Raw genomic sequence first — 15016 nt, 5'->3', positions numbered from 1 at the left:
CGAGAGCCGCAGCATGACGTCAAGTGACGAGCGATCGCCCAAACTTCGCCGCCGGCTGTTCTGGCTTGCGGCGTTCATCCTCGTGCTGTTCGCCATTTACAGCGGCGGCTGGTTCTATCTCGCCGACAGGCTCAAGACCGAGGCCGATCAGGCGGTGGCGAGACTGGGCAGCAAAGGGATCGCAGCCGGCTGCGCCAACCTCGCCGTCAGTGGCTATCCAATGAGCTTCACGGTCTCCTGCGACAACATCGCCTATGAAGACGACGCCCGGAAGGTCGCCGCCTCCACCGGAAGCTTCAACGCCGTCGCCGGGATCGCCGGACCCTTGTCGCCGGTCGCCGACCTGCGCGGGCCGCTGAGAACGATGGCGCCCGGCATGCCGCCGCTCTGGATCGACTGGGACCGGTTGCAGGCCAATGTCAAAGTGTGGTGGCCGTTGCCAAGGAGCGTTTCCCTGCAGGCTGAAGGCCTGAACGGTCAGACCGATCCGCAGGACGACACGGATCCGATGCAATTGTTCAGCGCCGGCAAGGCGGCCGGCCAATTGCAGCCGGCCGGCCAGGACATCAACTATGTCGGCGGCTTCGGCGACCTGGAGATCAACGCGGATGCCATCGACGGACGCGTGCTGCCGGCGCTTGACGGCAGCGGCGACGTGACGCTGAAGAACGGCGTGGCGCTGATCGCAGTGCCCCCGAAGAGCCTGCGCGGCCAGTCGATCGAGATCGCTAAGCTCGACCTGTCGTCGGGTACGGCGCGTATCACCGTGTCCGGACCGGTCTCCGTCGACGCGGAAGGGCTGGTCAACGGCGACCTGACAATCAAGCTCAAGGACCCGAAAGCGGTGGCATCTATCCTTGCCGGCGCGATTCCCGAGCATAAAAGCGAAATCGAGCAGGGTTTTTCTGCCATTGCCATGTTTGGCAAGGAACCCTCCTTGCCGCTCAAGATCGTCAAGGGCAAGGCCTCGCTGGGCTTCATCCCGCTCGGCAAGATCAAGCCGCTTGAATAGAGCATGGTCCCGAACCGAAGGTCAGCGTAGCAAAAGGTGGGAACCGGTTTTCGGGTGAGACCATGCTGACTGAGACGAGTAACGCAACGATGCCGCCGCCGGTCAGACTGCTCAGCGTCGGCGCCTTCACCCTCGACACGATCCTTCGCGTCGAAACGCTGCCCGCGCATCAAGGCAAGTTCATCGCCAGCGACGGCGTCCAGATCGCTTCCGGCATGGCGACAAGCGCCGCCTGCGCCGCTCGGCGTCTGGGCGCCGAAGTCTCGCTATGGGCGAGCGCGGGCGACGATCCGGTCGGCGACCAGCTTATCGCCGACATTCAGGCCGAAGGTATCGACTGCAGCCTCATCCGTCGCGTCGCCGGCGCGCGATCGGCGCTGGCCGCGATCCTGGTGGATGCGCATGGCGAGCGCGTCATCGTCCCCTTCTACGATAAAAAGGCGCAAGCCGATCCCGAGGCCCTGCCGCTTGCCGACCTCTCCGGCTTTGGCGCCGTGCTGGTGGATGTCCGCTGGCCGGGCGCCGCGGCGCTGGCTTTGGGCGCGGCCAGATCGGTCGGCCGTCCGGCGATCCTGGATGCCGACACCGCGCCGGTCGAGGTGCTGGAGCGGCTCTTGCCCTTGGCCTCGCACATCGTCGCTTCCGAACCGGCTGCGCGCATCGTCTGCGGCCACGCGCTCGACCCCGAAAGCGCCTGCGCCGACCTCGCCTCGCGCACCGACGCCTTTGTCGCGGTGACCGGCGGCGCCGCCGGAACCTGGTGGCATGATCGGGCGACCGGGCGCGTGCGCCATGTCGAGACGCCGAAGGTCAAGGCGATTGATACGCTCGCCGCCGGCGACGTCTTCCACGGCGCCTTCGCCGTCGGCCTCGCCGAAGCCATGCCCGTGGAAGAGGCCCTGCGCTTTGCCAGCGCCGCCGCGGCGCTCAAATGCCTGCGCTTCGGCGGCCGCCTCGGCGCGCCGGATCGGGCCGAGACGCTGGCGATGATGGCGGCGCACTGGCCGCCAGCCCAGGGCTAGAACGCAAGATTATCTCGACTATTTCCGCGAAATCGGCACAAACGCCGGGGATTGGCTAAAGCCCCTCAACCTCGTCATTCCAGGGCGGAGCAGCCGCGAAGCGGCGTCGCGGAGACCCTGGAATCCATTCCGCGACCTGAGCCGTGGATGCAACGGAGCAGAATTCTGCACCGCAGCAGCGCTCGGAAGTCACGGAATGGATCCTCGGGTCTGCGCGCGTCGCTTCGCTCCTTGCTCCGCCCGTGGATGACGATGGCGATGCGCGTTTCGGCCAATCTTCAGCGCCTGCACCTGCCAAGGCTGGCCGAGCGGCAGGTCAAATCCACGCCGGCGAACCAGGGAAAAGCCTAGGTCTTGGCTGGGTGCTCGACCGCCTGGCGACCAAAATCCGGCACATCAATATCCTGGCCGGCCTCGATGATCGAGCGGCGGATGGCGCGGGTGCGGGTGAAGAGGTCGAACAGCTTCTCGCCGTCGCCCCAGCGGATCGCCCGCTGCAGCGAGGCCAGATCCTCCGAGAACCGCGCCAGCATCTCCAGGATCGCATCCTTGTTGTGCAGGCACACGTCGCGCCACATGGTCGGGTCGGAGGCGGCAAGACGGGTGAAGTCGCGGAAACCGGAAGCGGAATATTTGATGACTTCGCTCTTGGTCACCGCTTCCAGATCGTCCGCCGTGCCGACGATGTTGTAGGCGATGATATGCGGCAGATGCGACACGATCGCGAGCGTCATGTCGTGGTGCTGCGGGTCCATCGTGTCGATGTTGGAGCCGCAGCGCCGCCAGAATTCCGAAAGCGTATCGAGCGCGGCGGGATCGGTGCCCGGCAGCGGCGTGAAGATGCACCAGCGATTCTCGAAGAGATCGGCAAAGCCGGCATCGGGTCCGGACTTTTCCGTGCCGGCCAGCGGATGTCCGGGGATGAAGTGCACGCCTTCCGGCACATGCGGCTGCATTTGCGCGATGACGGAGGCTTTGGTCGAGCCGACATCGGTGAGGATGGCGCCCTTCTTCAGCGCTGGCGCGATCTCGGCCGCGACCTCGCCGGACGAGCCGACGGGAACCGAAACGATGACGAGATCGGCGTCACGCACCGCTTGGCTGGCGTCGGTGCTGTAAGAATCGCCAAGGCCAAGCTCCTCGGCGCGTTTGAGCGTCGAAGCGCTGCGCGTCGCTATGGCGATATGGCGCGCCAGGCCCTCGCGGCGGATGACGCGGGCGAGCGACGAGCCGATAAGGCCGATGCCGACCAGCGCTATTTTCTCGAACATCGGTGACGCCATGGTGTTCTAGCTTTTCAGGAAGGTCTTGAGCGCATCGATGACGCCGCGATTGGCTTCCTCGGTGCCGACGCTCATGCGCAGCGCGTTGGGGAAGCCGTAGCCGGTGACGCGGCGCAGGATGTAGCCGCGCGCGCTCAGATAATCGTCCGCCGCCGCCGCTGAATGTTTCTTACCGTCGGGGAAATGGATCAGCACGAAATTGCCGACGCTGGGCGTGACGCGCAGGCCGAGCCCGGTCAGCTCCCCGCTGAGCCAGGCCAGCCATTTCTCGTTATGCGCCACGCTGCGCTCGATATGGGCGCGGTCGCGGATCGCGGCGATGCCGGCCTCGATCGCGGTGGCGTTGACGTTGAAGGGGCCGCGAATGCGGTTGATCGCATCGACGATATGCGCCGGCCCGTACATCCAGCCGACGCGCGCGCCGCCGAGCCCGAGCTTGGAGAAGGTGCGGGTCATCACCACGTTTTCAGAACTGCCTGCGAGCTCGATGCCGGCCTCGTAGTCGTTGCGCCGCACATATTCGGCATAGGCCGCGTCGAGCACCAGGAGCACGTTCTTCGGCAATGCAGCGTGCAGCCGGCGCACTTCCTGGAACGGCACATAGGTGCCCGTCGGATTGTTGGGATTGGCGAGGAACACGATCCGCGTCGCCGGCGTCACCGCGGCCAAAATCGCGTCGATGTCGGCGCGCTCGTCGGTCTCCTTCACCGCTACCGGCTTGGCGCCCGCCGCCTGGATATAGATCTTGTAGACCATGAAGGCGTGCTCGGTGAACACGGCCTCGTCGCCCGGCGCGAGATAGCTCTGCGCCAGCAGCCCCAGGATCTCGTCGGAGCCGTTGGAGCAGATGATGTTGGCCGGATTCAGCCCATGCACCTCGGCGATCGCCTCGCGCAGCCGGCGGGCAGAGCCGTCCGGATAGGCATCGAGCTTCGCCGCCACTTCGCGTGCCGCCTCGATCGCCTTCGGCGAGGGCCCAAGCGGGTTTTCGTTCGCCGACAGCTTGTAGACTTTCGTCACGCCGGCCGGCGCGGTGCTTTTTCCCGGCACATAGGCCTCGATGTCCATGATGCCCGCGCGGGGCGTCGGACGGGGCTGATCCTGCTTCATGTCACAAATCCGTCGAGAAGGCCTTCAAGGCCGCAGCGGAAATACAGGCCACGGGCTGGAATGTCGAGTACCGGCGCCCGGCACCCGCATCCGGTCGCGAGGAGGCCACCCGTTGACGAAGCGCGGCGCTGGTCCTAGAAGGATTGCCAGACTCCCGTGGTGATTTGGCCGGTCGGCTTGCAGCCACGTTAAACAACTCGCTAAAGGGCCGTTTGCAACCTGTAACCGGCTTTGCGACGGCAATGCCGGTTTTTTGTTGTCCGCTGCCGGCCGGACACCGCGTCGGGACGAGACCGATGCGGGACAGGATGAGGACGGACATGGCCGCTCAGCGCGCTGCAAGAACCAACGACGAGGCCGACCATCCGTCGAGCCCAGTGCTGCAGTTCGGCCCCGACAAGCCGCTGAAGCTCGACGCCGGCACCTTTCTTGCGCCTTTCCAGATCGCCTACCAGACCTACGGCACGCTCAACGACGCGCGCTCCAACGCCATCCTCGTCTGCCACGCGCTGACCGGCGACCAGCATGTTGCCAACACCAATCCGGTGACAGGCAAGCCGGGCTGGTGGGAGGTGCTGATCGGTCCCGGCAAGATCATCGACACCAACCGTTTCTTCGTCATCTGCTCCAACGTCGTCGGCGGCTGCCTCGGCTCGACTGGTCCGGCCTCCACCAATCCGACGACCGGCAAGCCTTACGGGCTCGACCTGCCGATCATCACCATCCGCGACATGGTGCGCGCGCAGACGATGCTCATCGATCATTTCGGCATCGAGAAGCTGTTTTGCGTGCTTGGCGGCTCGATGGGCGGCATGCAGGTTCTGGAATGGGCGGCGAGCCATTCGGAGCGCGTGTTCTGCGTCCTGCCTATCGCCACCGGCGCCCGCCATTCCTCGCAGAACATCGCCTTCCATGAAGTCGGCCGACAGGCCGTCATGGCCGATCCGGAGTGGCATGGCGGCAAATATCTCGATTTCGGCAAGCGGCCGGAAAAAGGGCTCGCCGTCGCGCGCATGGCCGCTCACATCACCTACCTTTCGGAAGCCGCGCTCCACCGCAAGTTCGGCCGCAACCTGCAGGACCGCGAGGCGCTCACCTTCGGCTTCGACGCCGATTTCCAGATCGAAAGCTATCTGCGCCATCAGGGCATGACTTTCGTCGACCGCTTCGACGCCAATTCCTACCTCTATCTGACCCGCGCGATGGACTATTTCGACCTTGCCGCCGATCACGGTGGGCGCCTCGCCGACGCCTTCGCCGGCACCAAGACGCGTTTTTGCCTGGTCTCCTTCACCAGCGACTGGCTGTTCCCGACCGAGGAGAGCCGATCGATCGTGCATGCCTTGAACGCGGCGGGCGCTTCCGTCTCCTTCGTCGAGATCGAGACCGATCGCGGCCACGATGCCTTCCTGCTCGACGAGCCGGAACTGTTCGCGGCCATCAACGGCTTCATCGCCTCCGCCGCCCGCGCCAGGGGGCTCAGCCTATGACCCCGACAAGTCGCGGACCTTTTGGACCGGGATCATGCGCCATGCAGGAGGCGAAGCCATGAGCGTCAATCGCGCCCAGCGTGTCGACCTCGAGGTCGTCACCGATCTCATCCCGGCCAATTCGCGTGTCCTCGATGTCGGCTCGGGCGACGGACTGCTTCTGGAGCTCCTGCAGGAGACCAAGCAGGTCGACGGCCGCGGGCTGGAACTGTCTCAGCGCGGCGTCAACGAATGCGTGGCGCGCGGCCTTTCCGTCGTCCAGGGCGATGCCGACAAGGACCTCGAATTCTATCCCGACAAGGGCTTCGATTTCGTCGTGCTCTCACAGACCCTGCAGGCGACCCGCAACCCGAAGCTGGTGCTCGACGAGTTGCTTCGGATCGGCAACCGCGCCATTGTCTCCTTCCCCAATTTCGGCCACTGGCGCGTGCGCTTCTCGCTGCTGGTCAAGGGCAGGATGCCGGTCACCAAGGACCTGCCCTACTCCTGGTACGACACGCCCAACATCCATTTCTGCACCATCCGCGACTTCGTCAACCTGTGCGAGGAACTCGGCGCGACTGTCGAGAAGGCGACCGCGCTCGACGCCAACGGCCAGAAGATCGGCCTGTCGATGCCTTGGTGGTTCTGGAATTTTTTTGGTCAGCAAGCGGTGTTTTTGTTGAGGCGATGACGGAAATGCGTTTCTTTCGTCGGTCGCCGGCAGTGGTGGAAATCCCTCCGAACATTCGTTCTGAAATACGGGCGGGAATTCTCGTTTGCACATCGCCGCGCAGCGGTAGCAATCATCTTGCAGGTTTGATGGCTTCCGCCGGGCTGGGCCATCCGCTGGAATGGTTCGGCGGGCGACGTCTGCTGGAGCTGCCGGATTATCCGCGAGATCCCCGCGCCCAGCTTCTGCGTGCGCTGACACAGGGGCGGTCCTCTACCGGCGTCTACGCAATCAAGCTCTTTGCGAGCCAGTTCGCACAACTTGCCAAGAAGGTGAAGCTGCCAGCCAGCCTTCCGAATTTGAGTTATGTGCGGTTAACACGTGACGATCTGCTCGGCCAGGCGATCTCATGGGCACGTGCGCGTCAAACCCGCGAATTCCGATCCACCGAGATCAGTCATCTGCCGCCACGCTATAACGGCCGGGCAATCGTGGAGTCTCTGGATAAAATTCTGATGGAGAACCTCGCATGGGATGCTTGGTTCGCGAAGAACGGCCTGCTCTGCCTTTCCCTGACCTACGAGCAGATTCAGCGCGATCCGGCAGACAGCCTGACGAAACTCGCGCAGCTGGTGGATGTGGAACCCAACTGGGAAACCGACCTGCGATCGGGTCTCGAAATCCAGCGCGATGCAATCAATAAAGAATGGCGAAAGCGTTTCCTGTCCGAATATGCCGACCCGTCCAGCTTCCGATACCGAATGATAAGATAGCTTAACTGACAAATTCGCAGCGCATAATTGCATCCCGATCGTTTGACAGCATGCCGTCACGGCTATAGCCACTGGTTTGATTAACCGGTGTGCCGCGATGGCTGGACATCCCACCTATTCTATCGTCTTGGAGATGGAGAATGCCAAATCCATCGACTGGGACGAGATTGGCCTTGGCCTGAAGGCCTTGGCGCGCGAGATCGCCCAGGCTTCCGCTACCGGATTTTCGAAGCCGAAGGTCATAATCTCGCATGGCGGCGTCGAAACTGACGCAGTCTCACTGCGAAGCAGCATTGGAGCTGAAGCGCCACAACTGGAGCAGGTTGCCGATCTGGCCTTCGCGTCGTGCCCTGGCGGCAGATATTACGACCTCAAGAACAACGGCATTCCCTCGTGCGAAGGGAGCGTCCTTGTTTTTCTCGATTCCGATACAGTTCCGGAAAGGAACTGGCTCTCAACTCTACTGAAACCCTTCGTCGACCAGCCTGAAACCATCTGTGTGAATGGACACACCTATCTTTCATACGACGACTTCTTCTCGCGAACTTTCGCGTTGATCTGGTTTTTCCCGATGGCTGAGGGAGACGAGAGATTCGCCTCGAAGCGTGCTCTCAACGCCAACAACATCGCCTTCCGGCACGACTGGATATCCAGTCACCCATTTCCAGCCCACAACGGCTTTAAGGTCTCGTGCACGTTGCTGATGCACCAGCTTTGGAGCGAAGGCCACAAGATAGTCAACGTGGACGCACGCGTTCACCACTACTCGCCGCGGGGCTGGGGGTTCTTCTTTTGGCGCGCGCTGGTAACCGGCAGGGACGCCGATCGAAAATTCGTCGAGCTTCATGCACCTGGCAGAGCTCAGCGTATCGTCAAATCCTTCACGCGCTGGGGGACTATGTCTTGGCGCACGATCCGGCGAGTGACAGGCCATGCGCGGCAGACCGGCATGCCGTTCTGGCAAATCCCGTTTGCTGTCATTGTCGGACTGGCGTTCTATACGCTGGCGTTTTTCGGCCATTTCAGCCTGGCGGCCGGCCTTGTTCGCGACGAGGTCGAAATGGTGCCGGACCATATCGGGCACAGCTAACGTCAATCTTTTCCCGCTGGCCAAGCACATCCGTAGCATTGTGCGGATGCTCGACGCCGTCGACGAAGATCACGTCGGACTGCGAGTTCTCGGTGCGCAGCGAAAGGATCGCCTGATAGGCCGGTGAATTGTACCAGTCCCGCACATGCCGCCTGCCGGGGAATTCGATGACGATCAGGTGCCCGGGCCAGCTGTTCTCGACGACCTCGACGTCGCCGCCATGGACGACGAACCGCCCGCCGAACGGCGCCAGGGTGGCGTCTATCTTCTCGAGATATTCGACTATCCAGGGACCCGGGGTGACTTGGCGCATATGGGCAACGGCGTAAGCGGTCATGATCCTGCTCCTTGATGAAACAAAGCCGATCGGTCGGCTTCTTGGAGATCACCATGCGGGAACCAGGTAGTTCGGTCGATTACCTCAGACGTCATCGGGACAAAGCCGCCCGTTGGTTCCTGTTGGCGGAACCGCCGAATTAACAGGAAGCCCAGTTGTGTTGCCATCAGACCGCAATGTTGCGGAAAAACCGCCAATTTCGGCATTTCTGGGCCGGCCTGGCGTGACACAAAGGTGGCTTTTCTGTAGCGTCGGCCGCAAATCAGAGGTGGACACGAAGATAGCCGTCAGACCTATCCGACAAACGCCAGATCCGACCGGTGGTGGCAGCTCGATGCCGAACCAAGAGGTTCCGCTGATCTCAGTGATCACGCCGACCCACAACCGCCGCAGCCAGGTCGTGCGCGCGGTGGAAAGCGTTCTGGCGCAGACACTTACCCGCTTCGAGCACATTGTGGTCGACGACGGTTCGACCGACGGGACGGCCGCCGCGCTCGCCGAAATCCGCGACCCGAGGCTGATTTATGTCGGCGCCAAATGGCGCGGCGCCAATGCCGCGCGCAATGCGGGCATCGAGCGCGCGCGGGCGCCGGTCGTGACGTTCCTCGATTCGGACGACGTCTATCTGCCCGACCGGCTGGAACGAACACTGGCGCGCTTCGACGGGAACCCCTCGCTCGAAGTCCTCATCAGCTCGTTCGTATCGCTGAAGGGCGGCCGCAGCACCAAATGCATCAATCGCGACGCCTTCCTCGACAAAAGCACGCTGCAGCGCGCCCTGGTCTCGCAGACCATCTTCATTGCCGGCTCGGCGATCACCGCAAGACACGAGTCGCTGCTCGCGATCGGCGGCTATGACAGCGACATCACGCGCATGCAGGATCGCGAATTGCTGCTGCGCTTTGCCCAACGCGGCGGCGCCTTGCTGTCCGAGGACATCGACTGGAAGAAGTACAATTCGGAGAATTCGATCTCCGGTCGCCGCGATGGCTATGTCGAGGCCTATGCCAGTCTGATCGACAAGCATCCTTATATCGCCGACCGCTATCCCGACGTTCCGCCTTACATGATAGCGCGCCAGATCATCGCCGATATCCTCAAGGGCAGGTTGCCGCAGGCGTTTTCGGGCTATCATGCCAACCGGTCGTCCAAGTCGCTCGGCTACTCGCCCGCCGAACTCTTGCGCGGCTATGTCGTCGGCCGCCGCTGGCGGCGCGACTGCTACGACGAGTTCCGTGCCAAATACGGCGCCCGGGCGGTCTGAGAAAACCGCAAGACGGCTATCTGTCGAGTTCCGGAAAATAAGGATCGGAAAACCGCTGCCGCAAGCGCTCGCCAAGCAGGCAATCGACCGGCGTCGCATCCTCGACATGGAAGGATCTGGCGTCCGTCAGGCCGCTGACTTCCTGGACCAGCTTGCGGCGGACGGCGGTCGAGAATTCGGACGCCGCGTAGATCGGCAGCACGAACGAACCGGCTCCCCCGGTCACGCAGTCGGCGTAGTAGCGGTCGAGACGGGCGACACTCGGCGACGGACTGATCAGTATGGGTAGGCCGTTGATGACGATACCGCTGGCAACGGCGGCATCGCGGATTACCGTGACGGGCAGCCCGCTATTGTTGGGCCCGTCTCCCGATATGTCGATGACGCGGCGTGGCGCCGAAAAGCCGGTTCTCTCCAGGAGCCCCGCGCCGAAGCCGAGGGCGCCCGAGATCGAGGTGCCGCGGAAGCTGCGGAACGGCCGCGTGGCGATCTTGTCGGCGAAGGCATGGGCGCTGTCCTCCCCGTCGATGATCTGCCAGGCGATGGCCCCGTCCTCGCGCACGACGCCCGCCCATTCGAAATAGGCGAGCGCAATGCGGCCATGTGGACCCGAGCGTACGGCGTTGATGAAGTCGGGGTGGCGCAGCGCGTCGACATAGCCGGCGCGCTGCAGGGCGAGTTCACGCTGGTCCATCGACTGCGAGATGTCGACGGCAAGCACAAGTTCCACGTCCACCGGCGCGCCTTTGCCCGGCATGGGCAATGGCGCCGCCTCGGCGCAGGCAAGGCGCACAAGCAGGCCGAGCATCGCAAGCATGGCAGCCTCGAACGACCCGGCGGATTTTCCCGGCGATCGCGGCGAAAATAAAGCTATTTCTTCCCGTGACGGGCAGCGATGGGTGGCGGCTCGATCGCGCCGGCGCGGACACGGACCGGCTTCAAAGCCGGTGCGCCGGTATCCTTCACGATATTCAGCGCGCGCGGGAAGAACTGAGTGTTGTGCTGGCCCCGCCCGATATTGATGATCGCGGTTTCGGGCAGGCGCTTCTGCAGCATGGCCAGCACCCGCCGCAACGTCGGCCCGTCGAACGCATCCAGGGCTTCGTCGATGATAACCCATTTTGGCTTGCGCAAGGCAAGTCTGGCGAAAGCCAGCGCCCGTTGTTCGTCATCGCCGAGCTCGCGTTCCCACCGCCTGGAACGGTCAAGGGTGGTTGCCAGTGGATCGAGGCCGACCTCGCCAAGCACGGCCGCGATCTCGGCATCGCTGGCCGGGGCCTCGCCGTTCGGATGATCGAGCACCTCGCGCAGCGTGCCGGCCGGGAAATAGGGCACGCGCGGCACGAAGATGGGGGTCTCGCCGGCCGGCAGGCCGATCCGCCCGCTCCCCCATGGCCACAGGCCGGCAAGGGCGCGGAAGAACAATGTCTTGCCGGCGCCCGGCTCGCCGGTGATCATGACGCGCTCGCCGGCGTGAATTTCGACATCCGTCTGGGCAAGCTTGGTGCAGCCTTCCGGCGAAGCCACCTGAAGCGTGTCGAAAGTCAGGCTGCCATTGGCGTTTTCGCCGAACTGGATGTGTTTTTCCGTGTCATGCAGCGCGTCGGTTTCGGTGAGCGCGATGCGGAAATCGGCCACGCGCATCAGCGTCGCGCGCCAGTCGGCTATGCTGCCGATGTTGTTGATGAACCAGCGCAGGGACGAATGAACCTGGTTGAAGGCGCCGACCGCCATCATCAACCCGCCGAACGAGATGTCGCCCGAGAAATAGACCGGCGACGCCACCAGGATGGGCGCCACCACCGTTATCCAGCCATAGGTGTCGGTCACCCAGGCGAGATTGATCTGCGCGGCGAAGATGCGCCGCATGGCGCCCAGAACCGTGCCGAGATCGAGCTCGAGCCGGCGCCTTGCGTCGGGCTCGCCATGATAGAGCGCGATCGCATCGACATTCTCGTTGACCCGCACCATGGAGGAGCGCAGCTCCGCCTCGCAGGTGTAGCGCTCGCTGTTGAGGCCGATCAGCGGACGCCCGACCAGCCAGCTCAGCCACGACGCGATGCCGGCATAGAGGAACGCGGCCCAGACCATGTAGCCCGGTATCTCCAGCGAATAGCCGCCGACATGGAACATGAAGCCGGAAGACAGCTCCCACAGCACGCCGATGAAGGAGACCAGCAGGATGAAGGACTGCAGCAGGCCGACGCCAAGATCCGTCGACAGATCCGACAAGTGAGCGGCGTCCTGCTGCATGCGCTGGTCGGGATTGACGCCGATGGCGCCGGCATTGGCCAGCCGGAAGGCCCGCGCCGGGCGCATCCATTGATCGATCAGGTCGAGCGTCAGCGCCTCGCGCAGCCTAAGACGGATCATCTGGTTGAGCCAGGTCTGGCCGATATTGAGCACCAGAAGGCCCCCGGCGATCATCGCAAAGACCAGAAGCTGGTGCAGGAAGGCCGTCATGTCGCGCCGAGCCAGCGCATCGTAGAAAGGCTGGTTCCAGCGATTGAGAAGGACTTGTCCGATCGAGGTTGCGACGATGACTGCGACAATGCCGATGGAGACCCAGGCAAGTTGCCTGCGCACCGGCGAGGACTTCAGCCCCAGCTTGATCGTCGCCACCTGGTCGGCGAGGCTGCTCGCCTCCACCGAGACGGCGGATTTTTGTGGGCCCGGCCTTCTATCGGTCTGGTCGTCCATGAAGGATATTCCTGGTTTCCGCTTCGGTCATGAATACCGCGCCGAGCGAGCATGCCTTAGATCGGGCATGCCTCAGATAGGGTGACGATTGCCGCGCGATGCAAGGCGCGGCGATCACGAACGCGTCACTTGGCCAGGCGCGGCGTCAGCCGCACGCCGGCCAAGCCGCGTTGCGCCCTGCGGCGAGAAGACCGGCACGAAGACGCGGCGAGAGGCGCGCTGCGCGACCGGCACACCTTGGTAGAGCCGCTTCTGCGCCTCGACGACGATGACACCGGAAAAGATCGGCCAGAATCGCCGGCCGGCCTTCTCCAGCACATTGTGGAAGCGCATCATGAAACGCCGCGGCGACGGCGGGAAGAACAGCGCATCGCTCCATGTCGCCGGGGTGAAATTCGCCTCGCGCAGCAGCTCGGTCAACTGGCCGCGCGAGAACGGCCGGCCATTGCCGAAGGGTGTGTGCTCGAACCGCGCCCAGACGCCGCGCCGGTTGGGCACGACGATGACCACTCTGCCCGCCGGCGACAGCACCCGCCAGATCTCGTTCAGCGTCTCGCGCGGGTTTTCGGCATGTTCGAGCGAATGCACCAGCAGCACGCGGTCGATGCAGGAATCGACCAGCGGCAGCTCCTCGTCGAAGACCAGCGCCGTCGCCGTCGGCCCCGACACCGGCCACACCACCGCGCCTTGCGTTGCCGGCATGAAGGCGAAGACGCGCTCGGCATCGGTGCCGAAGCGTTCCAGCCATGGCAGCGCATAGCCGAGGCCGACCAGCCGCTCATTGGGAACGGTCGCCCATACGGACGACAGCGCCATGGTTATCGAATGCTCGGCCAGGCGCCCGAGCGTGGTCGAATAGAAGGAACGCAGGTCGACGATATCCGAATGCATGCGCGCGACGGTAGCCGCGAAGGGGCCCAAGTTCAACAAAGGCGGAAAGTTCAACAAAGGCGCCGAGTGCAACAAACCCGGATGACATCGGCTGCCGGCCGCCCTATGTCTGCGACGACAAAGGGAGACATGCGATGCCGGTCGAAATCGAGCAGTTCATGTGCCGCACCGACAATTTCGGCGTGCTGGTCCACGATCCGAAAAGCGGACAAACGGCAATCATCGACGCGCCGGAAGAAGCGCCGATCCTGGCGGCGATCAAGCGCACCGGGTGGACGCCGACATTGATCCTCACCACGCACCACCATGCCGACCATGTCGAAGCCAATCTGGCGCTGAAGGAACGCTTCAAATTGCGCATCGTCGGCCCGGAAGCCGAGAAGGCGAAGATCCCGGGCATCGACGAGACGGTCAGCCAAGGCTCGGTCGTGCTCCTTGGCGAGGAACGCATCGAGGTCATCGAGACGCCCGGCCATACCGCCGGCCACGTCTCCTACTATCTGCCGGCTTCGAAAGTGGCCTTCACCGCCGACACGCTGTTTGCGCTGGGTTGCGGCCGCCTGTTCGAATGCAAGTCGCCGGTTATGTATGACTCTTTGAAGAAGCTGGCGGCGCTGCCGGCGCAAACCGCCATCTATTGCGGTCACGAATACACCTTGGCCAATGCCCGTTTCGCGGTGACGGTCGACCCGAGCAACCCGGCGCTGAAGCAGCGCGCGGCGAGGATCGAGGCGCTGCGCGCCGACAACAAGCCGACATTGCCGACGACCATCGGCGAGGAATTGTCGACCAACCCGTTCTTGCGCTGGCACGACCCGGCGATCCGTAAGCATCTCGGCATGGAGAAAGCCTCGGACGCCGAGGTGTTTGCCGAGATCCGCAAGCGCAAGGACAATTTTTAGTTCCACCATATGTCGACCAAAAGGCTCGACGTTCGTCGCAGCAAAGACCGCCAATGACCAGCGCCGCCGAGATTATCGCAACGCTAGGCCTCAAGCCGCATCCCGAGGGCGGCTGGTACGCCGAGACCTTTCGCGACGCCGCGGGTGGCCCGCGCGGTCATTCGACCGCGATCTACTTCCTGCTCGAGCAAGGCCAGCTTTCGGCCTGGCATCGGGTGAAGGACGCCGCCGAAGTCTGGCACTTTTACGCCGGCGCGCCGCTGGCGCTGACGACGCATGAGGAAGGCGCAGGCGCCATCATCGAGCAGGTGCTTGGCACGGCCCTTACCGCCGGCGAGCGGCCGCAGATCGTCGTGCCGGCCGGCTGGTGGCAGTCGGCGCGCAGCCTCGGTGAATGGACGCTGGTCGGCTGCACCGTGGCGCCGGGCTTCGATTTCGCCGCTTTCGAGCTGGCCGAGCCGGGCTGGCAGCCGGTCTAGAGCAATTCCAG

At 63.7% G+C, this 15016-nt stretch carries 15 protein-coding genes and 1 riboswitch; of the genes, 9 read left to right on the top strand and 6 right to left on the bottom strand.

Features of this window, described 5'->3' with window-relative positions:
• The first annotated feature begins 13 nt into the window (after positions 1-13).
• Both FJ425_RS22570 and FJ425_RS22565 read left to right on the top strand, forming a co-directional pair.
• Positions 14-1012 (top strand): DUF2125 domain-containing protein, encoded by a 999-nt coding sequence (locus FJ425_RS22570; RefSeq protein WP_140632953.1) that lies wholly within the window; start codon positions 14-16, stop codon positions 1010-1012.
• Positions 1013-1101: 89 nt separating this feature from the next.
• Complete coding sequence (locus FJ425_RS22565; RefSeq protein ID WP_140633249.1) at positions 1102-2034, top strand: sugar kinase; 933 nt, start codon at positions 1102-1104, stop codon at positions 2032-2034.
• A 347-nt stretch (positions 2035-2381) separates the two neighbouring features.
• Here FJ425_RS22565 and FJ425_RS22560 read toward each other — a convergent pair whose 3' ends face one another.
• The gene (locus FJ425_RS22560; RefSeq protein WP_181164943.1) at positions 2382-3317 is read right to left on the bottom strand and encodes a prephenate/arogenate dehydrogenase family protein; all 936 of its coding nucleotides are present in this window, start codon (positions 3315-3317) and stop codon (positions 2382-2384) included.
• A 6-nt stretch (positions 3318-3323) separates the two neighbouring features.
• Entirely contained in the window at positions 3324-4427 is a 1104-nt protein-coding gene (gene hisC / locus FJ425_RS22555; protein ID WP_140632959.1) for a histidinol-phosphate transaminase, read from the bottom strand.
• 146 nt (positions 4428-4573) lie between these two features.
• A riboswitch (SAM riboswitch) is annotated at positions 4574-4651 on the top strand.
• A gap of 96 nt (positions 4652-4747) precedes the next feature.
• Between hisC and FJ425_RS22550 the strand changes: the two genes are divergently transcribed.
• From FJ425_RS22550 to FJ425_RS22535, 4 genes are all read left to right on the top strand, one after another.
• Complete coding sequence (locus FJ425_RS22550; protein WP_140632962.1) at positions 4748-5917, top strand: homoserine O-acetyltransferase; 1170 nt, start codon at positions 4748-4750, stop codon at positions 5915-5917.
• Positions 5918-5975: 58 nt separating this feature from the next.
• Entirely contained in the window at positions 5976-6590 is a 615-nt protein-coding gene (metW, locus tag FJ425_RS22545) for a methionine biosynthesis protein MetW (RefSeq protein WP_095767561.1), read from the top strand.
• Positions 6539-7342, top strand: coding sequence for a Stf0 family sulfotransferase (locus tag FJ425_RS22540; RefSeq protein ID WP_140632965.1), 804 nt, complete (start codon positions 6539-6541; stop codon positions 7340-7342). The genes metW and FJ425_RS22540 overlap by 52 nt, the downstream gene beginning before the upstream one ends.
• 97 nt (positions 7343-7439) lie before the next feature.
• A complete protein-coding gene (locus FJ425_RS22535; RefSeq protein ID WP_140542565.1) occupies positions 7440-8432 on the top strand; it encodes a glycosyltransferase family A protein in 993 nt (330 codons plus the stop codon).
• On the opposite strand, the gene FJ425_RS22530 is transcribed toward FJ425_RS22535, so the two are convergent.
• Complete coding sequence (locus FJ425_RS22530; RefSeq protein ID WP_140632968.1) at positions 8365-8769, bottom strand: DUF1330 domain-containing protein; 405 nt, start codon at positions 8767-8769, stop codon at positions 8365-8367. The two genes, FJ425_RS22535 and FJ425_RS22530, sit on opposite strands and share 68 nt — an antisense overlap.
• A gap of 334 nt (positions 8770-9103) precedes the next feature.
• Between FJ425_RS22530 and FJ425_RS22525 the strand changes: the two genes are divergently transcribed.
• Positions 9104-10033, top strand: coding sequence for a glycosyltransferase family A protein (locus FJ425_RS22525; RefSeq protein ID WP_140542563.1), 930 nt, complete (start codon positions 9104-9106; stop codon positions 10031-10033).
• Between the two features lie 16 nt (positions 10034-10049).
• Here FJ425_RS22525 and FJ425_RS22520 read toward each other — a convergent pair whose 3' ends face one another.
• The 3 genes from FJ425_RS22520 to FJ425_RS22510 all read right to left on the bottom strand — a co-directional run bounded on the left by FJ425_RS22520 (position 10050) and on the right by FJ425_RS22510 (position 13624).
• A complete protein-coding gene (locus tag FJ425_RS22520) occupies positions 10050-10850 on the bottom strand; it encodes a DUF1194 domain-containing protein (protein ID WP_140726207.1) in 801 nt (266 codons plus the stop codon).
• Between the two features lie 53 nt (positions 10851-10903).
• The gene (locus tag FJ425_RS22515; protein ID WP_140726204.1) at positions 10904-12733 is read right to left on the bottom strand and encodes an ABC transporter ATP-binding protein/permease; all 1830 of its coding nucleotides are present in this window, start codon (positions 12731-12733) and stop codon (positions 10904-10906) included.
• A 114-nt stretch (positions 12734-12847) separates the two neighbouring features.
• The gene (locus FJ425_RS22510) at positions 12848-13624 is read right to left on the bottom strand and encodes a methyltransferase domain-containing protein (RefSeq protein WP_095767455.1); all 777 of its coding nucleotides are present in this window, start codon (positions 13622-13624) and stop codon (positions 12848-12850) included.
• Positions 13625-13758: 134 nt separating this feature from the next.
• On the opposite strand from FJ425_RS22510, the gene gloB reads away from it, so the two are divergent.
• On the top strand, positions 13759-14526 hold the full coding sequence (gene gloB, locus FJ425_RS22505; RefSeq protein WP_140632980.1) for a hydroxyacylglutathione hydrolase: 768 nt from the start codon (positions 13759-13761) through the stop codon (positions 14524-14526).
• A 53-nt stretch (positions 14527-14579) separates the two neighbouring features.
• Positions 14580-15005 carry a cupin domain-containing protein gene (locus FJ425_RS22500; protein ID WP_140726201.1) on the top strand — a complete coding sequence of 142 codons (426 nt, stop codon included), beginning with the start codon at positions 14580-14582 and terminating at the stop codon, positions 15003-15005.
• Positions 15006-15016: the final 11 nt, after the last annotated feature.

The organism is Mesorhizobium sp. B2-7-2 (genome assembly GCF_006440775.1).
Classification (GTDB): Bacteria; Pseudomonadota; Alphaproteobacteria; order Rhizobiales; family Rhizobiaceae; genus Mesorhizobium.
The sequence above is the reverse complement of the archived record's forward strand: the minus strand, read 5'-3'. Positions and strand labels throughout refer to the sequence as shown.